Raw genomic sequence first — 20,787 nt, forward strand, 5'->3', positions numbered from 1 at the left:
GGTCGATGGGAGGAGATAGCGCGTCAGCGGCGAAACCGGTCGCGATAACCTTGAGCACCGAGCATCCGTCAATACCGGCGGGTAACCCGAGTGCGAAGGACGAGCGATCACGTGTCGAATGCAAACGTAGCTGGGAGCGCACAGACCGACGTCGTCCTCGTGGGCGCGGGGATCATGAGCGCCACCCTCGGGGCACTGATCCGGCTGCTCGAGCCGGAGTGGTCCATCACCATGATCGAGCGCCTCGACGGCGCCGCCGCCGAGAGCAGCGATCCGTGGAACAACGCGGGCACCGGCCACTCGGCGCTGTGCGAGCTCAACTACACGCCGCAGAACTCCGACGGCACCATCGACATCAAGAAGGCCGTCACCGTCAACGAGCAGTTCCAGGTGACGCGGCAGTTCTGGGCGTACGCCGTGGAGAACGGGGTGCTGCCGGACGTCAAGAGCTTCCTCAACCCCATCCCGCACGTCAGCTTCGTGCACGGTGCCGACAACATCGACTACCTGCGCAAGCGTCGCGAGACGCTGGTGACCAACCCGCTCTTCTCCACCATGGAGTACATCGACGACAAGGACGAGTTCGCCCGCCGGCTGCCGTTCATGGCCGAGCAGCGCGACTTCAGTGACCCGGTCGCACTGAACTGGACCACCGACGGCACCGACGTCGACTTCGGTTCGCTGTCCAAGCAGCTCATCGGGTTCACCGCGCAGCGCGGCATGGAGACGCTGTTCGGGCACGAGGTGACCAACCTCAGCAAGCAGTCCGACGGCAGCTGGAAGCTCAACGTCGTGAACCGGCGCACCGGTGACCGGCAGAAGATCAACGCCAAGTTCGTGTTCCTCGGCGCCGGTGGCGGTGCGCTGCACCTGCTGCAGAAGGCCGGCATCCCGGAGGCCAAGGGCTTCGGCGGTTTCCCGGTCGGCGGCGCGTTCCTGCGCACCGACAACCAGGCGCTGACGGTCAAGCACCAGGCCAAGGTGTACGGCCAGGCATCGGTCGGCGCCCCGCCGATGTCGGTGCCGCACTTGGACACCCGCATCATCAACGGCCAGTCCTGGCTGCTGTTCGGACCGTTCGCCGGCTGGTCGCCGAAGTTCCTCAAGCAAGGCTCGATCACCGACCTGCCGTTGTCGGTCAAGCCCAACAACCTCGCGTCGATGCTCGGCGTCGGCGTCACCGAGCTTGGCCTGGTGAAGTACCTGCTCGAGCAGCTGGCCCTCAGCGAGGGTGAGCGGGTCGATTCGCTGCGCGAATTCGCCCCCAGCGCAGTCGATTCCGACTGGGAGCTGGATGTCGCGGGTCAGCGCGTGCAGGTGATTCGCCGCAAGGGCATCGGTGGCGTGCTGGAGTTCGGCACGACGGTCCTGACCGCCGAGGACGGCCGGATCGCCGGTCTGCTCGGTGCGTCGCCGGGCGCCTCCACCGCGGTGCCGGCCATGATCGAGGTGCTCGAGCGCTGCTTCGGCGACCGCTACCAGACCTGGCTGCCCAAGCTCAAGGAGATGGTGCCGTCGCTGGGCGTGAGTCTGTCCGGCGAACCCAAGCTGTACCGCGAGGTGTGGGACTGGGGGACCAAGGTGCTCAAGCTCGACCAGCCGGCCTGATCGCGCATGACGGTCGCGCCGAGGCGCAGCTGGGCCAAGGATCTCGATGCCGCAACGCTTTACGAGCTGCTCAAGTTGCGGGTCGAGGTCTTCGTGGTCGAGCAGGCGTGCCCGTACCCCGAACTCGACGGTCGCGACCTGCTTGCGGAAACCCGGCACTTCTGGCTGGAAAGCCCTGACGGAGAAGTCATCTCGACGCTGCGGCTGATGGAGGAACATCCCGGCGGTGAGAAGGTGTTCCGCATCGGCCGGGTGTGTACCAAACGCAGTGACCGGGGGCAGGGACACACCACCCGGTTGATGCAGGCGGCCCTGGCCGAGGTCGGTACCTACCCGTGCCGGATCGACGCCCAGACCTATCTCGAGGACATGTACGCCCGCCACGGATTCGTCCGCGACGGTGAGGAATTTCTGGAGGACGGCATACCGCATGTGCCGATGATCAGACCAGGTCTGGGAGCGGGGCAGCAGTAGTGACCTATCCGTTCAGCGCGCTGGTGGGCCAGGACCAGCTCCGGCTGGCGCTCATCCTGTGTGCGGTGCGTCCCGATATCGGCGGCGTGCTGATCCGCGGCGAGAAGGGCACCGCGAAATCGACCGCGGTGCGTGGTCTGGCCGAGGTACTGGCCGCCGTGGACGCCGACGCCCGACTGGTGGAGCTGCCGATCGGGGCGACCGAGGACCGCGTGGTCGGGTCGATCGATCTGCAGAAGGTGCTGCGGGACGGCGAACACGCCTTCTCGCCGGGCCTGCTGGCCCGCGCGCACGGCGGCGTCCTGTACGTCGACGAGGTGAACCTGCTGCACGACCACCTGGTCGACGTGCTGCTGGATGCCGCCGCCATGGGTCGCGTGCACATCGAGCGTGATGGCGTCTCGCATTCGCACGAGGCCCGATTCATGTTGGTGGGCACCATGAATCCGGAGGAGGGCGAGCTGCGTCCGCAGCTGCTCGACCGTTTCGGATTGACCGTCGACGTCTACGCCTCCCGGGACGTCGACGTCCGGGTCGAGGTGATCCGGCGCCGCATGTCCTACGAGGCCGACCCGGCCGGTTTCGCCGAGCGGTACGCCGTCGATGACGCCGAGCTGGCCGGCCGGATCGCCAAGGCCCGCGCCGCGGTGGCGTCGGTGTCGTTGCCGGACAACGAGTTGCGCCGGATCGCGGCGCTGTGCGCGGCGTTCGACGTCGACGGCATGCGCGCCGACCTGGTGGTGGCCCGCACGGCCGTCGCCCACGCCGCCTGGCGCGGCGCGTCCGCGGTGGATGCGGAAGACGTCCGGGTTGCCGCGGAACTCGCGCTGCCGCACCGGCGCCGTCGCGACCCCTTCGACGACCCGGGCCTGGACCCGCAGCAGCTGGACGACGCCATGGCGCAGGCCGAAGCCGAAGCGCAGCCGGAGCCGGAGCCGGAACCCGATCCCGATCCGCCGGGCGGCGGCATCTCCGCGGACAGCTCGGAAGAGGCGGCGCCGCAAGGAAACTCGGCCGGGCCCGGCAGCGCGTCGCGGCCCAGCGCGCCGCCGTCGGCGACGTTCCGGACCCGGGCGCTGGTGGTGCCCGGCGTCGGGGAGGGCGCTCCCGGCCGGCGGTCGCGGGCGCGCAACCGCACCGGCACCCCGATCTCGGCGACCGACGACGCCCAGGCCGGACACGGCGTGCATGTGTTCGGCACGCTGCTCGCCGCGGCCGACCGCAGGCCACAGGCCGGGCGCCTGCAGGTGGCCCCCAGCGACGTCCGCCACGCGATTCGCGAAGGGCGCGAAGGCAATCTGGTGATCTTCGTGGTCGACGCCTCGGGCTCCATGGCCGCGCGGGACCGCATGTCCGCGGTCAGCGGCGCGACGCTGTCCCTGCTGCGTGATGCCTACCAACGCCGCGACAAGGTCGCCGTCGTCACCTTCCGCGGCGCCGAGGCCGCCCTGCTGTTGCCGCCGACGTCGTCGGTGCACATCGCGAGCCGGCGCCTGGCCCGTTTCGACACCGGCGGGAAAACTCCGCTGGCGCAAGGGCTCCTGGCCGCGCGGGATGTGGTGCTGCGCGAGAAGACCCGGGACCGGGCCCGTCGCCCGCTGGTGGTCGTGCTGACCGACGGCCGCGCCACGGGGGGCCCCGATCCACTCGGCCGGACCCGGACCGCCGCCGGCCTCCTCGTCGCCGAGGGCGCAGCCGCCGTCGTCGTCGATTGCGAAACCTCCTATATTCGACTGGGATTGGCGCAGCAGTTGGCCGGCCAGCTCGGTGCGCCCGCCGTGCAACTGGCGCAGCTGCGCGCCGACAACCTGGCCCGTGTGGTCCGGGCCGGGCAAGCCGCCGCGTAAGGAAACTGTTATGCCACAAGGACAACCGCTCGTCGTCCCCAACGACGGACTGACCACCAGGGCGCGCCGCAACGCGCCGATCCTGGCCGTGCACACCGGCCCGGGCAAGGGAAAGTCCACTGCCGCCTTCGGGATGGCACTGCGCGCCTGGAACCAGGGCTTCGACGTCGCGGTGTTCCAGTTCGTCAAGAGCGCCAAGTGGAAGGTCGGCGAGGAAGCGGCATTCCAGACGCTCGGCCGCCTGCACGACGAGCAGGGCATCGGGGGACCGGTGCAGTGGCACAAGATGGGCTCGGGCTGGTCGTGGACGCGCCGGCAGGGCTCCGACGAGGACCACGCCGCTGCGGCCGTCGAAGGCTGGGCCGAGATCTCGCGGCGGCTGGCCGCCGAGCAGCACGACTTCTACGTACTGGACGAGTTCACCTACCCGCTCAAGTGGGGCTGGCTCGACATCGATGAGGTGGTGTGGACGCTGACCCAGCGCCCCGGCACCCAACACGTCGTCATCACCGGCCGGGACGCCCCGCCGCAGCTCCTCGACGCCGCCGACCTGGTGACCGAGATGACCAAGGTCAAGCACCCGATGGACGCGGGCCGCAAGGGCCAGCGCGGCATCGAATGGTGAGTTCTCCCGCGGGGACGAAGTGACCACGAATCCCGTCCCGGCGGTCGTGATCGCGGCGCCGGCGTCGGGCAGCGGCAAGACCACCGTGGCCACCGGCCTGATGGGTGCCCTGCGCCGCGCCGGCCACACGGTGAGCGCCGCGAAGGTCGGCCCCGACTTCATCGATCCGGGCTATCACGCGCTGGCCACCGGCCGGCCGGGCCGCAACCTGGACCCGGTCCTCGTCGGCGCCGACCTGATCGGTCCGCTCTACCGGCACGGCAGTGCGGGCGCCGACGTCACCGTCATCGAGGGCGTCATGGGCCTGTTCGACGGCCGCATCACCGAGCAGGCGATGTCGCCGGCGCCCGGGTCGACCGCCCACGTCGCCGGGCTGCTCGGCGCGCCGGTGGTGCTGGTCGTCGATGCCCGGGGACAGAGCCAGAGCATTGCCGCTCTGCTGCACGGCTTTTCGACGTTCGACCGAGCCGTGCGGATTGCCGGGGTGATCCTCAACAAGGTCGGCTCGCCGCGGCACGAAGAGGTCCTGCGCCAGGCCTGCGAACAGGCGGGCGTCCCGGTGTTCGGCGCCATCCCGCGCAACAGCGGGCTGGAGATTCCGTCGCGGCATCTCGGTCTGGTCACCGCCGTCGAACACGGCCGCCGGGCACACGAGGCCGTCGACGTCATGACCGAGCTCGTCGCCCGCCACGTCGACACCGAGGCGGTGGCCCGGTGTGCCGGGACCGGCACTCTTGAACCGCAGTGGGCTCCCGAGCTGGAGTCCGGTCCGGCCGCAACCGTCGCGCTCGCCGCCGGCAAGGCCTTCAGTTTCGGGTACGCCGAGCATGCCGAGCTGCTCGAGATGGCCGGCGCCGAGGTCGTGGCCTTCGACCCACTGACCGACCCGCTGCCGGACGGCACGCAGGCGCTCGTCATACCCGGTGGTTTCCCCGAGCAGTTCACCGCGGAACTGTCGGCCAATGCCGTTGTCCGCGAACAGATTGCCGCGCTGGCGGCCTCCGGCGCGCCGGTGCATGCCGAGTGTGCCGGGCTCACGTACCTGGTCGACGACCTCGACGGGCACCCCATGTGTGGTGTGCTGCCCGGCTCGGCGCGCTTCACCGAGCGGCTGACCCTGGGCTACCGCGATGCCGTGGCGACGGTCGACTCCAGCATGCACGCCGCGGGGGAGCGCGTCACCGGCCACGAATTTCACCGAACCACAGTCGAATTCACCGAGCAGCAGCCACCGGCTTGGGTTTTCCGGGGCGCTGGGCAGGCGACCGTGCACGACGGGGCCGTCCGCGGCGGCGTGCACGCGGGCTACCTGCACACCCATCCGGCCGCGCATCCGCACTCGGTGCGTCGGTTCGTATCGGCGGCAACTAAACTCGCCGAGTGATACTGCGCACGCGAGGAGCAAAATGACGTCCCAGCATGCCTACCTCGTGGGGCTGCATCTGTCCGGCAAGAAGGTCGTGGTCGTGGGTGGCGGCAGCGTCGCCCAGCGCCGCCTGCCGCTGCTGATCGCCAGCGGCGCCGACGTCCACGTCGTGGCGCCCGCCGCCACCCCGGTGGTCGAAGCACTCGTCGACAACCCCGACGGCACCGGCATCACCCTCATCTCGCGGGAATTCCAGACCGACGACCTCGACGGCGCCTGGTACGTCCTGGCCGCGACCGACGACGAGGCCGTCAACGCCGCGGTGGCCGCGGAGGCCGACCGCCGCCGGATCTTCTGCGTCCGCGCCGACGCCGGCCAGGAAGGGTCGGCGGTGACCCCGGCGTCCTTCGAATACGACGGGCTGACGGTCGGTGTGCTGGCCGGCGGTGAGCACCGGCGCTCGGCGGCGCTGCGCACGGCCATCCATGAGGCGCTGCAGCGCGGCGCCATCGGCGACGCCGCCGAACCCGACAGCTACCGCGGTGTGGCGCTCGTCGGCGGCGGCCCGGGGGACCCCGAGCTGATCACCGTCCGCGGCCGCCGGCTGCTGGCCCACGCCGACGTCGTGGTGGCCGACCGGCTGGCCCCGCAAGAGCTGCTCGCCGAACTCGGCCCACACGTCGAGGTGATCGACGCCGCCAAGATTCCGTACGGCCGGGCGATGGCCCAGGACGCGATCAACGCCGTCCTGGTCGACCGGGCCAAGGAAGGCAAGTTCGTGGTCCGGCTCAAAGGCGGTGACCCGTTCGTCTTCGCGCGCGGCTATGAAGAGGTGCTGGCATGCGCCGACGCCGGCATTCCGGTCACCGTCGTACCCGGTGTGACCAGCGCCATAGCGGTTCCGGCCCTGGCCGGCGTTCCCGTCACCCACCGGGCTGTGACGCACGAATTCGTGGTGGTCAGCGGCCACGTCGCGCCCGGGCACCCGGAATCGTTAGTGAATTGGGACGCTCTGGCCGCGATGCGCGGCACGATCGTGCTGCTGATGGCCGTCGAGCGCATCGAACTTTTCGCGAAGGTTCTGCTGCAAGGCGGCCGACCTGCGGAAACACCGGTGCTGGTGGTTCAACACGGGACGACGGCGGCACAGCAGACGCTGCAGACCACGCTTGCCGACGCGGCGGAGGACATCCGTTCGGAGGGCATCCGACCCCCCGCGATCATCGTGATCGGGGACGTCGCGGCCTTCGCGGGGTTAAAGAAATCTTAAGATTACTGTAAGGTAGCTTTCCATGACGGCTCTCAACGACGCTGAGCGCACCGCCATGGCACACAGCCGCCGCGAACCGCTCACGATTCACGTGGGGCAGACCGAGGACGAACGAAAGAGCTGGTATCCAGCTTGGCTTCCGTCCCCCCGCTTTCTTTCCGCGGTCATCGCCATTGGTGGCATGCAGCTGCTGGCCACGATGGACAGCACCGTCGCCATCGTTGCCCTTCCTAAGATTCAGGACGAGCTCGGGCTGTCCGATGCCGGCCGCAGCTGGGTGATCACCGCTTATGTGCTGACGTTCGGTGGTCTGATGCTGCTCGGTGGCCGCCTCGGCGACACCATCGGCCGCAAGCGCACCTTCATCGTCGGTGTTGCGCTCTTCACCATCGCTTCCATCCTCTGCGGTGTCGCGTGGGACGAGACGACCCTGGTCATCGCCCGGCTGCTGCAGGGTGTCGGTTCGGCCATCGCCTCGCCGACCGGCCTGGCGCTCGTCGCCACCACCTTCCCGAAGGGCCCCGCCCGCAACGCCGCCACCGCGATCTTCGCGGCGATGACCGGCGTCGGCTCGGTGATGGGCCTCGTCGTCGGCGGCGCGCTGACGGTGTTCTCGTGGCGCTACGCGTTCCTGGTGAACGTGCCGATCGGCCTGGTCATGATCTACCTGGCCCGCACCACCCTGACCGAGACGTCCCGCGAGCGCATGAAGCTCGACGCGGCCGGCGCCATCCTGGCGACCCTGGCCTGCACCGCGGCGGTGTTCGGCTTCTCGATGGGCCCGGAGAAGGGCTGGCTGTCCCCGCTGACGCTGGGCTCCGGCGCCGCGGCGGCCGTGCTGTTCCTGGCGTTCCTGTTCGTCGAGCGCAGCGCCGAGCACCCCGTCGTGCCGTTCAGCCTGTTCCGGGACCGCAACCGCGTGGCCACCTTCGCCGCGGTCTTCCTCGCCGGTGGCGTGATGTTCACGCTGACCGTCCTGATCGGCCTGTACGTGCAGGACATCATGGGCTACAGCGCGCTGAAGGCCGGCATCGGCTTCATCCCGTTCGTCATCGCGCTCGGCATCGGTCTGGGCCTGTCGTCGCAGCTGGTGGCGATGTTCTCGCCGCGCGTGCTGGTGATCGCCGGCGGCATCCTGGTGCTCGCCGCGATGATCTACGGCTCCACCCTCAACGGCGGTATCCCGTACTTCCCGAACCTCGTCATCCCGATCACCGTCGGTGGTTTCGGTATCGGCATGATCGTGGTGCCGCTGACCGTCTCGGCCATCGCCGGCGTCGCGCTGAGCGACATCGGCCCGCTGTCGGCCATCGCGCTGATGCTGCAGAACCTGGGTGGGCCGGTCGTGCTGGCCGTCATCCAGGCCGTCATCACGTCGCGCACGCTGTACCTCGGCGGGACCACCGGTCCGGTCGCCAAGATGAACGCCGCGCAGCACACGGCCCTCGACCACGGTTACACCTACGGCCTGCTCTGGGTTGCCGCGGTGGCGGTGATCGTCGGCGTGGTGTCGCTGTTCATCACCTACACCGCCGACGAGGTTGCGGCGGCGCAGGACACCAAGGAAGCGCTGGACGCCGGCGAGCTGTAGCTCGATCTCGACGTAGCTTCCTGGAGGATCGGCGTGCCTTCGTTCGTCACCCATGCGTCGCTGACGAATGGGTGGCTTCCGTTTCTGATCCAGCTACTGACTTTCGCGGCGCTGTGCTGTGCAGTCGGGCGACGGTCGCGGCAGTGGAGCATCAGCCGGCTGCCGTGGGCAATCGCGGTCGGCGTCGCCTGCGCGGCCGGCTTGTACTGGTACATCACTTCCCTCGGTATCGCCGGCGACCCGGCCCCGGTACTGCTGTGGATCTGGACGGCGCTCGGCGGGTTCGCCGCCACGGTCCTGATCCTCGGCTGGCGCGGATCCCCCTGGCGGCGCCGCGGGGTGGCCCTGCTCGCGGTGCCCCTGTGCGCACTCTGCGCGCTGCTGATGATGAATGTCTGGGTCGGGTACTTCCCGACCGCGTACGTGGCGTGGCACAAGTTCACCGTCGGCAAGGTGCCCGACGAGGTGGACCGCTGGACGGTCACGGCCATGCAGCTCAAAGGCATCCGGCCGCCGCGCGGTGTCGTGGTGCCCATCGTGACCACCTCGCAGGAATCGAACTTCACGCACCGCGCCGAACTCGTCTACCTGCCACCGGCATGGTTCGCGAGCAATCCGCCGCCGCAGCTGCCGACGGTCATGATGATCGGCTCGCAGCTGAACACCCCGGCGGACTGGATCTGGGCCGGCAACGCCAAGGCCACGATCGACAACTATGCGGCGGCGCACGGCGGTGAGGCGCCGGTGTTCGTCTTCGCCGACGCCACCGGCTCGTTCAACAACGACACCGAATGCGTCAACGGCAGCCACGGCAATTCGTCGGTCCACCTGACCAAAGAGGTCGTTCCGTATCTCATCTCGAACTTCGGCGTCAGTCCCGAGCCGGAGAAGTGGGGCATCGTCGGCTGGTCCATGGGCGGCACCTGCGCGGTCCAGCTCACGACGCGCCACCCCAACCTGTTCAGCGCGTTCGTCGACATCGCCGGGGACCTGAGCCCGAACATCGGCAGCAAGGACCAGACCATCGCCAAGCTCTACGGGGGTGACGCGGCCAAATGGGCCGAGTTCGATCCGAGCACCGTGATGCGGCAGTACGGCCGGTACCACGGCATCTCCGGGTTGTTCGAGATCCCCGGCACCGTCGCGGCCTGCCACGCACCCGGCCCCGGTGTGCCGCGCGATGCGCGCGCGAATCCGGAGGGCCAGGACATCGCGGCCGGCACCTTGTGCGAAATCGCCCAGCAGCACGGCATCAACGCCGACATCCGGGCCCTGCTCGGCCTGCACGACTGGGGCTTCGCCAACGAGGCCTTCGCGGATTCGCTTCCGTGGGTGGCAGGCAAGCTGCGCACGCCGGGAGCCGCGGCACCGGCCGGCTCGCACGCCGTCCCGACGCTGTAAGGGCCGTCTGCTTCGTCGCCCGGTGGCCCGCGCTCCAGGTTGCGCTGCTATTGATGGTGCATGACTGCAATGCGAGCCCGAGCTGTGATCGTGGCGGCTGTGCTCGCCGCGACGGTGATCACCGGGTGCCAGCGCCCGCCGGCTCCCGGGCCACAGGCCGGTGCGCTGACGGGCGCCCCGATCCTCAACACCGTCACCGCGCAGGCCGTGGTGCGGGACATGGGTGCCGCGGGACTGCCGGTGGCCCACCCGCGGGATGTGGCCAAGCAGAAATGCCCCGACATCAAGTGCATCGAGGCCATCGAGACCGACACCGTGACGGTGCTGGTGTTCTCCACGACCGGCGCTGCCGAAGGGTATGCGGGAGCGACGCCGGGCACGTTCCAGGCGATGAACATCGTCCTGCAGTTCGGCCCGACGGTCAGCGTGGCGGACAAGACCGCATACGAGCAGGTGGTGAACAAAGCACTGCTCTGAGCACGTCGGACGCGCCGCAGTGCTATGCATGAGGCATGACCGCCAGGGGGGTTCGACATGGTCGCGGGGGCCGAATCATGATGCTGCGGCAGGAGATTTCGGATGCGGTAAATCCGCTGGGGTGGCGCCTGGTGCTCGGTGCCGTCTACACGGAGGTGCCGGTGGTTGGCTTGGGCGCGGCGGCGGCGCTCGCGGCCGCGGTGGTCGAGGAGACCGGCCCAGAGGCGCAGGGCCACTTGACGGTCGACGTTCGCGCCGACCGGATCGTCATGCGGCTGCGCTCGGCCGACGGGGTCACCGCGCACGACATCGCGCTGGCACGCCGCATCTCTGAATCACTCGCCGAGCGCGGCGCGGCGACCACGCCGGGCGACGTCGCGGTACAGGCGATCGAGATCGCGATCGACGCCATGGACATCCCCGCGGTGCGCCCGTTCTGGAAGGCCGTCACCGGCTACGTCGACGAAGCGGGGCCGTCGGATCTGAGCGGGGGACTCGTCGATCCCGCCGGCCGTGGCCCCGCCCTGTGGTTCCAGCAGATGGATGTGCCACGGCCGCAACGCAACCGCATTCACCTCGACGTCGACGTCCCGCACGACCGGGCGTCCGCACGCATCGCGGCGGCACTGGCGGCGGGCGGGGTGCTGCTCAGTGATCGGGCGGCACCCGCGTTCTGGGTGCTCGCCGACGCCGAAGGCAATGAGGTGTGTGTCTGCACCTGGCAGGGCCGCGATTAAGCTGGCCACCCGTGATCACCCGCATGTCCGAGCTGTTCCTGCGCACGCTGCGCGACGACCCCGCCGACGCCGAAGTGCCGAGCCACAAGCTGCTGATCCGGGCCGGCTACGTCCGCCCGATCGCGCCCGGCCTGTACAGCTGGCTGCCACTGGGCCTGAAGGTGCTGCGCAAGATCGAGGACGTCATCCGCAGCGAGATGAACGCCATCGGCGCACAGGAGATCCTCTTCCCGGCGCTGCTGCCGCGGGCCCCCTACGAGGCCACCGACCGCTGGACCGAGTACGGCGACAACCTGTTTCGCCTGCAGGACCGCCGCAAGAACGACTACCTGCTGGGGCCCACCCACGAGGAGATGTTCACCCTGACGGTCAAGGGTGAGTACTCGTCATACAAGGACTTCCCGCTGCGGCTGTACCAAATCCAGACCAAGTACCGCGACGAGGCCCGCCCGCGTGCCGGCATCCTCCGTGGCCGCGAGTTCATCATGAAGGACTCGTACTCGTTCGACATCGACGACAGCGGACTCAAGGACGCCTACCACGCCCACCGCGAGGCCTACCAGCGCATCTTCGACCGGCTGGCGGTCAAGTACGTCATCGTGTCCGCGGTGTCGGGCGCCATGGGGGGCAGTGCCTCCGAGGAGTTCCTGGCCGAGAGCGAGGTCGGTGAGGACACCTTCGTGCGCTGCCTGCAGTCCGGCTACGCGGCCAACGTCGAAGCCGTCGTCACCGCGGTGCCCGATTCGCTGCCGATCGAGGGCCAGCCCGAGGCCGTCGTCTACGACACGCCGGACGCCCCGACCATCGCCACCCTGGTCGAGTGGGCCAACACCGTTGACCTCGGCCGCGAGATCACCGCCGCCGACACATTGAAGAACGTGCTGCTGAAGGTGCGCCAGCCGGGCGGCGAGTGGGAACTGCTGGGCATCGGCGTGCCCGGCGACCGTGAGATCGACGAAAAGCGCCTGGCCGCGGCGCTCGAGCCCGCCGAGTACGCGCTGCTCGACGACGCCGACTTCGCCGCCAACCCGTTCCTCGTGAAGGGCTACGTGGGTCCGAAAGCCTTGCTGGAGAACGGCATTCGATTCCTGGTGGACCCGCGCATCGTCGACGGTTCGTCGTGGATCACCGGCGCTGACGCGCCCAACAAGCACATCGTCGGCATGGTGGCCGGCCGCGACTTCGTCGCCGACGGCACCATCGAGGCCGCCGACGTCCGCGACGGTGACCCCTCGCCCGACGGCGCCGGGCCGCTGGTGTCGGCGCGTGGCATCGAGATCGGGCACGTCTTCCAGCTGGGCCGCAAGTACACCGATGCGTTCAGCGCCGATGTCCTCGGCGAGAACGGCAAGCCGGTGCGGCTGACCATGGGCTCCTACGGTATCGGTGTCTCGCGCATGGTCGCGGTGATCGCCGAGCAGCACCACGACGAGCTCGGTCTGCGCTGGCCGTCGTCGGTGTCGCCGTTCGATCTGCACCTGGTCATCGCCAACAAGGACGCCGAAGCCCGCACCGGTGCGACCGAGCTGGCCGGCGAACTCGACCGTCTCGGCCTCGACGTGCTGCTCGACGACCGCACCTCGTCGCCGGGCGTGAAGTTCAAGGACGCCGAGCTGCTGGGTGTGCCGTGGATCGTCGTGGTCGGCCGGGGCTGGGCCGACGGCACCGTCGAGCTGCGCAACCGGTTCACCGGCGAGAAGACCGAGGTTCCGGTCGACGGCGCCGCGGCGGCGATCACGGCCGCGCTGGCGGGGTAGGCCTCGTTGTGCCGCGGATCGCGGTCACCAGCTGACTGCGATCCGCGGCGTTGACGGCTAAGACTGCTCGGCGCCGCCGGGGAACGCCACGACGGCCGGCGTCATGCCGAGGGCCGCGCGCCACCGGGCGGCCAGCACCGCGCAGTCGGTGAGGGCCTTGACGGCCAGCGTCCGGTCCTCGGTGGTGGTGGCCTGCTCGGCCACGGCGCGCCACGCGACGGCGGTCTCCTCTTCCATCTGCAGCGCCAGCTTGCTCGCGTCCGCCGGATTGTTCGCGTCGATGGGGAGCTGATAGCCCGCGGCCGGCAGCGGAGCCGGCACCGACCGTCCGGCCAGCGCGGTGATGCCGGCTTCACGGTTGGCGCGGTGCTTGGCCATGGCCTCGGCCACCAGATCGTTGACGTCGGGTGTGGTGTGCGCGGACACCAGGCCGTAGCCGTAGATGGTGCCGTGTTCGGTGGCGATCGCGTCGTACAGCGCGGCGTCGGCAGCGCTGCCCGGGCGGGTCGGGGTGGGTTGCGGGCTGGTCATGGCGCGGCCTGTCCGGCGAGGGTGACGGTGTGCGCCGCGGTGCAGGCGGCGGCGATCGAGGCCAGCAGCCCGGCCCGGTAACCCGATTGGCCGGCGCCGGCGCGGCCCGCGCTGTCGGCGGCCTGTTCCAGCGCTGCCACGACTTCCTGAGGTGTCGGGGGTGCCGGCGGCGGGGTGGCGCCAGGCGTCGGCGACGCGGCGGCGGAGGTCTCGGTGGTGGACGACGGCGCGGCTGACGGCGGGTTGCCCATCCGGGTCAGTTCCTCGGACAGCGCGCGGGCGTGCGCGTCCCGGAGTGCCGCGACGGCCGTCAGCGCCGGCGCCAGTTGCGGCGGTACGCCGGTGGCGGCGGACGCGGCCAGTCGGCTGTCGCGACGGGCCCGGTCGAGTTCGGCGGTCAGGATGTCGAGGGCGGGATCGCGCTGCGGTGCCGACCCGCAGGCCGACGCCGCGCCGCCGAGCAGCGCCAGAGCCGCCGTGCCCAACAGGACACGCCGTCGGCTGACGGTGGTTTCGGTGTGCGGCACATCCACATCCTGCCATTGCGGACACCGGCTGCCGGGCACCGCGGCGCCGGATGTTCTCCGGTGCCGCGATCGCGATTGCCATTCGGCCATGCGCTGCTGGCGTATCGTTGGTACCGGGTTCACCCTTCTGGGGGCCCTGTCCGCACAACTCAAGATGAGGAGCTCGCCGTGGCCCGGGACACGCCGGAACGACCGCTGCCACCCAGTCGGTTACCGACCACAGGCCAAGTGCTTGAGCTGCTCAGCAGTGCTTTTGCGGACGCCGGATACGACATCGAAGATGTGCGGGTGGACGCTGCTGCGCGGCCCCCGCGCATCGTCGTGGTGGCCGACGGCGACTCGGGTCTGGACCTCGACGCCGTCGCCGACCTTTCCCGCCTCGCATCCGAGCTGCTGGACCAGGTGACCGCCGATTCCGAGCCGTATGTGCTGGAGGTCACCTCGCCCGGCGTGGAGCGCCCGCTGACCGCGGAGCGGCACTACCGCCGCGCCCGTGGTCGCAAGGTCGAGCTGACCCTGGCCGACGGCACGTCGCTGACGGGCCGGCTGGGCGAGCACGACGGCAGCGCGATCCAACTGGTCGTCGCCAACCGTGGGGTGCTGTCGGTGCAGACCGTCGCGCTCGCGGACATTACGAAAGCTGTTGTACAGGTTGAATTTTCACCACCCAATCGCCGGGAACTGGAGCTGGCGGGTATGACCGGAGAGGGGGCCGACGGATGAATATCGACATGGCGGCACTGCATGCCATCGAGGCGGACAAGGGAATCAGCGTCGACGTCGTCGTCGACACGATCAAGACGGCGCTGCTGACCGCGTACCGGCACACCGAAGGGCACGAGCCCGACGCGTACATCGACATCGACCGCAAGTCGGGCATCGTGCGGGTGATCGCCCGCCAGACCGACACCGACGGGACCGTCATCCACGAGTGGGACGACACCCCCGAGGGATTCGGCCGGATCGCGGCGACCACCGCGCGTCAGGTGATCCTGCAGCGGTTGCGCGATGCGGAGAACGAGAAGAACTACGGCGAGTTCTCGGCGCGTGAGGGCGACATCGTCGCCGGCGTCATCCAGCGCGACGCGCGGGCCAACGCCCGCGGCCTCGTGGTGGTGCGGGTCGGCACCGAGGCCAAGGGCTCCGAAGGCGTGATCCCGGCCGCCGAGCAGGTGCCGGGGGAGAGCTACGTGCACGGCGACCGGGTGCGCTGCTACGTCGTCGGGGTCACCCGCGGCGCCCGCGAACCCGTCATCACGCTGTCGCGGACCCACCCGAACCTGGTGCGCAAGCTCTTCTCGCTGGAGGTCCCCGAGATCGCCGACGAGTCGGTCGAGATCGTCGCGGTGGCGCGTGAGGCCGGCCACCGGTCCAAGATCGCGGTCGCGTCGCGCGTGCCGGGACTGAACGCCAAGGGCGCCTGCATCGGCCCGATGGGTCAGCGCGTGCGCAACGTGATGAGCGAGCTCTCGGGCGAGAAGATCGACATCATCGACTACGACGAGGACCCGGCGAAGTTCGTCGCCAACGCCCTGTCGCCGGCCAAGGTCGTGTCGGTGACCGTGATCGACGAGGCGCAGCGCGCAGCGCGGGTCGTGGTGCCCGATTTCCAGCTGTCGCTGGCGATCGGCAAGGAGGGCCAGAACGCCCGCCTGGCGGCGCGTCTCACCGGGTGGCGCATCGACATCCGTAGCGACGCCGACGGTCAGGGGGCAGACGCCGGCGGCCGGCCGACCGGCCACGGTGCCGGCCGCGACCGCTGAGGCCAAAACCCGCAGTTACCGGCGGCGTGTCGGGGCCGCGACCGCGATTGAAGTCCAAGGGCCCCGAGACGGTAGACTGCACTGTGATCCAGCGCGAGACTCCGACAGCTCCGGTGCGTACCTGCATCGGCTGCCGGAAACGAGAGCTGGCCGTCGACTTGCTTCGAGTGGCAGCTGTACGCGACGGGGACGGTAAATGCGTCGTCTCGGTCGATTCAGCGGGTAACCTGCCGGGTCGGGGTGCGTGGTTGCACCCGGTTCAGCAGTGCCTCGACGCGGCAGTTCGGCGGCGAGCATTCGCCCGAGCGTTGCGCATCACCGGTTCGCCGGACACCTCTGCGGTCGAAGAGTTCTTCAGTGCCTTACCCGCCTGACGGACCCGGAACGCCACAGCAAGAGAACAGGTAGCGAAGAACATGAGCACACCGTGAAGTCCCGATGACCATGCGTCATAGCTAAACCGAGGCGCGGCCTACCCACCGCTGACGCCTCACGACGAGGAGAGAAGTGGCAGCAGGTAAGGCACGCGTACACGAGTTGGCAAAAGAACTCGGTGTCACCAGCAAGGAAGTGCTCGCCCGACTGAGCGAACAGGGCGAATTCGTGAAATCTGCGTCCTCCACAGTGGAGGCGCCCGTCGCACGCCGGTTGCGTGAAGCCTTCGGCGGCGGCAAGCCCGCCAAGTCCGAGGCACCGGCCGCCCCCGCGGCCGCCAAGCCGTCGGGCGCCCCGAAGCCCGGCGCCCCCAAGCCGGCCCCCGCAGCGGCACCTGCCGCGCCTGCAGCCCCGGCCCCGGCCGCGGCTGCTCCGGCACCCGCAGCGCCCGCACCGGCAGCTCCGACCCCCGGTGGACCCAAGCCCGGCGCACCCCGGCCCGCGGCTCCGCAGCCCCAGGCCCCGGCTCCTGCCGCGCCGGCAGCGTCGGCCGCCCCGGCGGCTCCGGCCCAGCCGCGTCCGGCCACCCCGGGTGCAACCCCGGGTCCGCGACCCGGCGCACCCAAGCCGGCCCCGCGGGCTCCGCGCGTCGGCAACAACCCGTTCTCATCCCAGCAGCCGGTCGAACGCCCGGCCCCGCGTCCGGCTCCCGGTCCCGGTGGCCCGCGTCCGGGCCCCGGCGCCGGTGGTCCCCGTCCGGGCGGTGGCCCGCGTCCGGGTGTCACGCCCGGCAACATGCCCCCGCGTCCGCCAGGTGCCCGTCCGGGTGCCGTCGGTCGTCCGGGTGGTCCGCGTCCCGGCCCCGGTGGCGGTCCGCGTCCCGGTGGTGGCCCTCGTCCCGGCGGTGCCGGTGGCGGCGGTAACTACCGCGGCGGTGGCGCCGGTGGTGGCGCAGGTGCCGGTGCCGGTGGTGGCTTCCGTGGCCGTCCCGGTGGTGGCGGTGCTCCCGGTGGCGGTGGCCCCGGTGGCGGCGGTCGTCCGGGTCAGCGCGGCGGTGCCGCGGGTGCCTTCGGGCGTCCCGGTGGCGCACCCCGTCGTGGCCGTAAGTCGAAGCGCGCAAAACGCGCCGAATACGAGAACATGCAGGCCCCGATCGTCGGTGGCGTGCGGTTGCCGCACGGCAACGGCGAGGTCATCCGCCTCGCTCGCGGTGCGTCGCTGAGCGACTTCGCCGAGAAGATCAACGCCAACCCGGCTTCGCTGGTGCAGGCGCTGTTCAACCTGGGCGAGATGGTGACCGCCACCCAGTCGGTGGGTGACGACACCCTCGAGCTGCTGGGCAGCGAGATGAACTACGTCGTGCAGGTCGTGTCCCCGGAGGACGAGGACCGCGAGCTGCTCGAGTCGTTCGACCTGACCTACGGCGAGGACGCCGGCGACGAGGACGACCTGGCCAGCCGGCCCCCGGTGGTCACCGTCATGGGCCACGTCGACCACGGTAAGACACGACTGCTCGACACGATCCGTAAGGCGAACGTCCGTGAGGGCGAAGCCGGTGGCATCACCCAGCACATCGGCGCCTACCAGGTGCTGACCGAGCTGGACGGCAACGAGCGTCTGGTGACGTTCATCGACACCCCGGGTCACGAGGCGTTCACCGCCATGCGTGCCCGTGGTGCCAAGGCCACCGACATCGCGATCCTCGTGGTCGCCGCCGACGACGGCGTCATGCCGCAGACGGTGGAGGCCATCAACCACGCTCAGGCCGCTGATGTGCCGATCGTGGTGGCGGTCAACAAGATCGACAAGGAAGGCGCGGATCCGCAGAAGATCCGGGCGCAGCTGACCGAGTACAACCTGGTGGCCGAGGATTACGGCGGCGACACCATGTTCGTGGACATCTCGGCCAAGCAGGGCACCAACATCGACGGTCTGCTCGAAGCCGTGCTGCTGACGGCGGACGCTTCGCTGGACCTGCGGGCCAACCCCGACATGGAGGCCCAGGGTGTGGCCATCGAGGCGCACCTGGACCGCGGTCGCGGCCCGGTCGCCACGGTGCTGGTGCAGCGCGGCACGCTGCGCGTCGGTGACTCGGTGGTCGCCGGTGACGCCTACGGCCGCGTCCGCCGCATGGTCGACGAGCACGGCGAGGACGTCGAAGAGGCGTTCCCGTCGCGTCCGGTCCAGGTCATCGGTTTCACCTCGGTGCCCGGCGCCGGCGACAACTTCCTGGTCGTCGACGAAGACCGCATCGCCCGGCAGATCGCCGACCGGCGCAGCGCGCGTAAGCGCAATGCGCTGGCCGCACGTTCGCGCAAGCGCATCAGCCTGGAAGACCTGGATTCGGCGCTGAAGGAAACCAGCCAGCTGAACCTGATCCTGAAGGGCGACAACTCGGGCACCGTCGAGGCGCTCGAGGAGGCCTTGATGGGCATCCAGATCGACGACGAGGTGGAACTGCGCGTCATCGACCGCGGTGTCGGTGGCGTCACCGAGACCAACGTCAACCTGGCGTCGGCGTCGGATGCGATCATCATCGGCTTCAACGTCCGCGCCGAGGGCAAGGCGACGGAGCTGGCGAACCGCGAGGGCGTGGAGATCCGGTACTACTCGGTGATCTACCAGGCCATCGACGAGATCGAGAGCGCGCTCAAGGGCATGCTCAAGCCGGTCTACGAGGAGAAGGAGCTCGGCCGCGCCGAGATCCGCGCCATCTTCCGGTCGTCGAAGGTCGGCAACATCGCTGGTTGCCTCGTGCAGTCGGGCATCATGCGGCGTAACGCCAAGGCCCGCCTGCTGCGCGACAACATCGTCATCGCCGAGAACCTCACGGTGTCTTCGCTCAAGCGCGAGAAGGACGACGCCACCGAGGTGCGCGAAGGTTACGAATGCGGTCTGACGCTGACCTACAACGACATCAAGGAAGGCGACGTCATCGAGACGTACGAACTCGTCGAGAAGGCTCGTACCTAGGTGGCGGATCCAGCACGCGCCAAGCGATTGGCCAAGCGCATTTCGACGATCGTCGCCTCGGCGATCGAGTACGAGATCAAGGATCCGCGGCTCGACGGCGTGACGATCACCGATGCCAAGATGACCGGTGATCTGCACGACGCGACGCTGTACTACACCGTGATCGGGACCAGCCTCGACGAGGAGCCGGACTACGCCGGTGTCGCGGCTGCCCTGGAGAAGGCCAAGGGCGCGTTGCGCTCGAAAGTCGGTGCGGGAACCGGGGTTCGGTTCACGCCCACGCTGACTTTCGAGCGCGACACCGTGCCGGATGCGGCTCTGAAGATGGAAGAGCTGCTGGCCCGGGCCCGCGCCGCCGACGCGGACGTGGCCCGGATCCGGGAAGGTGCCACGCACGCCGGTGACGCCGATCCGTACCGTGTGGTGGGGGACAGCGATTCCGAGGATGCAGGTGACCGCGATCGAACCGACGACTGAGATTCGGCCGCACGGCGCGCGGGTTGACGCGCGCGGTGCGGCTGATCTGCTCGGTGCGGTCGAGAGCGTGAGCGTGGTTGCCCACGTCTACCCCGACGCCGACACCATCGGGGCGGGCCTCGCGCTCGCATTGGTGCTCAGCGAGGCCGGTAAGGACGTGCAGGTCGGCTTTGCCGCCCCGGCGACCGTGCCGGAATCGCTGCAGACGCTGCCCGGTGGGCACCTGCTGGTGCCGCCGGACCAGATGCGTCCGGACGCCGACCTGGTGGTCACCGTCGACATCCCGAGTGTGAACCGGCTGGGGTCGCTGGCCAAGCTGGCCGATCCCGGACGGCAGGTGCTGGTGATCGATCACCACGCCTCGAACCGGTTGTTCGGCACCGCGAATTACGTTGACCCGTCGGCAGATTCGACCACCATGCTGGTGGCCGAGCTGCTGGACGCCTGGGGCAAGCCGATCGAACTGCCGGTGGCGCACTGCCTGTACGCCGGCCTGACCACCGACACCGGCTCGTTCCGGTGGGCCAGCGCCCGCGCGTACCGGCTCGCGGCGCGGCTGCTCGACATCGGCGTCGACAACGCCGCCGTCAGCCGCGCCCTGCTCGACACGCATCCCTACTCGTGGCTGCCCATGCTGTCCCGCGTGCTGTCGACGGCGTGCCTGGTGCCCGAGGCCGCCGGCGGCAAGGGTCTGGTGTACGCCGTGGTGTCGCACCAGGAGTACGCGGCGGCGCGATCGGAAGAGGTCGAGAGCATCGTCGACATCGTGCGCACCACATCCGAGGCCGAGGTGGCCGCGGTGCTCAAAGAGATCGAGCCGGGGCAGTGGTCGGTGTCCCTGCGGGCCAAGACCGAGGTCGACGTGTCGGTGCTGGCGAGCTCGTTCGGCGGCGGCGGCCACCGGTTCGCGGCGGGCTACTCGCCGACCGGAACCGCCGGCGACGTCGTCGCGGCCCTCGTCGCCGCCCTCTCTTGATCCCCCTCCCCG

At 69.9% G+C, this 20,787-nt stretch carries 19 protein-coding genes; 17 read left to right on the top strand and 2 right to left on the bottom strand.

The window, feature by feature from the left end; translation table 11 throughout:
• Positions 1-111: 111 nt before the first annotated feature.
• The 11 genes from mqo to ACJH6I_RS00290 all read left to right on the top strand — a co-directional run bounded on the left by mqo (position 112) and on the right by ACJH6I_RS00290 (position 13,153).
• Positions 112-1,608 carry a malate dehydrogenase (quinone) gene (gene mqo, locus ACJH6I_RS00240; protein ID WP_406783523.1) on the top strand — a complete coding sequence of 499 codons (1,497 nt, stop codon included), beginning with the start codon at positions 112-114 and terminating at the stop codon, positions 1,606-1,608.
• A 6-nt stretch (positions 1,609-1,614) separates the two neighbouring features.
• Positions 1,615-2,082, top strand: coding sequence for a GNAT family N-acetyltransferase (locus ACJH6I_RS00245; RefSeq protein WP_212811805.1), 468 nt, complete (start codon positions 1,615-1,617; stop codon positions 2,080-2,082).
• Positions 2,082-3,929: a magnesium chelatase subunit D family protein gene (locus ACJH6I_RS00250; RefSeq protein ID WP_406783524.1), complete on the top strand. Its 1,848-nt coding sequence runs from the start codon at positions 2,082-2,084 to the stop codon at positions 3,927-3,929. Before ACJH6I_RS00245 ends, ACJH6I_RS00250 begins: the two co-directional genes overlap by 1 nt.
• Before the next feature lie 10 nt (positions 3,930-3,939).
• Positions 3,940-4,554: a cob(I)yrinic acid a,c-diamide adenosyltransferase gene (gene cobO / locus ACJH6I_RS00255; RefSeq protein WP_406783525.1), complete on the top strand. Its 615-nt coding sequence runs from the start codon at positions 3,940-3,942 to the stop codon at positions 4,552-4,554.
• Positions 4,555-4,573: 19 nt separating this feature from the next.
• On the top strand, positions 4,574-5,938 hold the full coding sequence (locus ACJH6I_RS00260) for a cobyrinate a,c-diamide synthase (RefSeq protein WP_406783526.1): 1,365 nt from the start codon (positions 4,574-4,576) through the stop codon (positions 5,936-5,938).
• Positions 5,939-5,960: 22 nt separating this feature from the next.
• Positions 5,961-7,190, top strand: coding sequence for a uroporphyrinogen-III C-methyltransferase (gene cobA, locus ACJH6I_RS00265; protein WP_406783527.1), 1,230 nt, complete (start codon positions 5,961-5,963; stop codon positions 7,188-7,190).
• 55 nt (positions 7,191-7,245) lie between these two features.
• Complete coding sequence (locus ACJH6I_RS00270) at positions 7,246-8,781, top strand: MFS transporter (RefSeq protein WP_244872949.1); 1,536 nt, start codon at positions 7,246-7,248, stop codon at positions 8,779-8,781.
• 33 nt (positions 8,782-8,814) lie between these two features.
• Positions 8,815-10,182, top strand: a complete 1,368-nt coding sequence (locus ACJH6I_RS00275) for an alpha/beta hydrolase (RefSeq protein WP_406783528.1) — start codon at positions 8,815-8,817, stop codon at positions 10,180-10,182.
• 90 nt (positions 10,183-10,272) lie between these two features.
• Entirely contained in the window at positions 10,273-10,659 is a 387-nt protein-coding gene (locus ACJH6I_RS00280; protein WP_212811798.1) for a hypothetical protein, read from the top strand.
• Between the two features lie 80 nt (positions 10,660-10,739).
• Entirely contained in the window at positions 10,740-11,396 is a 657-nt protein-coding gene (locus ACJH6I_RS00285; RefSeq protein WP_212814845.1) for a VOC family protein, read from the top strand.
• Between the two features lie 11 nt (positions 11,397-11,407).
• On the top strand, positions 11,408-13,153 hold the full coding sequence (locus tag ACJH6I_RS00290) for a proline--tRNA ligase (RefSeq protein WP_212811797.1): 1,746 nt from the start codon (positions 11,408-11,410) through the stop codon (positions 13,151-13,153).
• Between the two features lie 57 nt (positions 13,154-13,210).
• Here ACJH6I_RS00290 and ACJH6I_RS00295 read toward each other — a convergent pair whose 3' ends face one another.
• Both ACJH6I_RS00295 and ACJH6I_RS00300 read right to left on the bottom strand, forming a co-directional pair.
• Positions 13,211-13,684 carry a ferritin-like domain-containing protein gene (locus ACJH6I_RS00295; RefSeq protein ID WP_212811796.1) on the bottom strand — a complete coding sequence of 158 codons (474 nt, stop codon included), beginning with the start codon at positions 13,682-13,684 and terminating at the stop codon, positions 13,211-13,213.
• Positions 13,681-14,211 (bottom strand): hypothetical protein, encoded by a 531-nt coding sequence (locus ACJH6I_RS00300; protein ID WP_212811795.1) that lies wholly within the window; start codon positions 14,209-14,211, stop codon positions 13,681-13,683. Before ACJH6I_RS00300 ends, ACJH6I_RS00295 begins: the two co-directional genes overlap by 4 nt.
• 168 nt (positions 14,212-14,379) lie before the next feature.
• Between ACJH6I_RS00300 and rimP the strand changes: the two genes are divergently transcribed.
• The 6 genes from rimP to ACJH6I_RS00330 all read left to right on the top strand — a co-directional run bounded on the left by rimP (position 14,380) and on the right by ACJH6I_RS00330 (position 20,775).
• Complete coding sequence (gene rimP, locus ACJH6I_RS00305; protein WP_212811794.1) at positions 14,380-14,934, top strand: ribosome maturation factor RimP; 555 nt, start codon at positions 14,380-14,382, stop codon at positions 14,932-14,934.
• Positions 14,931-15,974: a transcription termination factor NusA gene (nusA, locus tag ACJH6I_RS00310; RefSeq protein WP_212811793.1), complete on the top strand. Its 1,044-nt coding sequence runs from the start codon at positions 14,931-14,933 to the stop codon at positions 15,972-15,974. Before rimP ends, nusA begins: the two co-directional genes overlap by 4 nt.
• 167 nt (positions 15,975-16,141) lie before the next feature.
• Complete coding sequence (locus tag ACJH6I_RS00315) at positions 16,142-16,348, top strand: DUF448 domain-containing protein (protein WP_346414929.1); 207 nt, start codon at positions 16,142-16,144, stop codon at positions 16,346-16,348.
• A gap of 133 nt (positions 16,349-16,481) precedes the next feature.
• Complete coding sequence (infB, locus tag ACJH6I_RS00320; protein WP_213020313.1) at positions 16,482-19,322, top strand: translation initiation factor IF-2; 2,841 nt, start codon at positions 16,482-16,484, stop codon at positions 19,320-19,322.
• Positions 19,323-19,799, top strand: coding sequence for a 30S ribosome-binding factor RbfA (rbfA, locus tag ACJH6I_RS00325; protein ID WP_212811791.1), 477 nt, complete (start codon positions 19,323-19,325; stop codon positions 19,797-19,799). It abuts the gene before it with no gap.
• Positions 19,768-20,775, top strand: coding sequence for a bifunctional oligoribonuclease/PAP phosphatase NrnA (locus ACJH6I_RS00330; protein WP_305798702.1), 1,008 nt, complete (start codon positions 19,768-19,770; stop codon positions 20,773-20,775). The genes rbfA and ACJH6I_RS00330 overlap by 32 nt, the downstream gene beginning before the upstream one ends.
• Positions 20,776-20,787 lie beyond the last annotated feature (12 nt).

The organism is Mycobacterium sp. SMC-13 (assembly GCF_045311035.1).
Taxonomy (GTDB): domain Bacteria; phylum Actinomycetota; class Actinomycetes; order Mycobacteriales; family Mycobacteriaceae; genus Mycobacterium.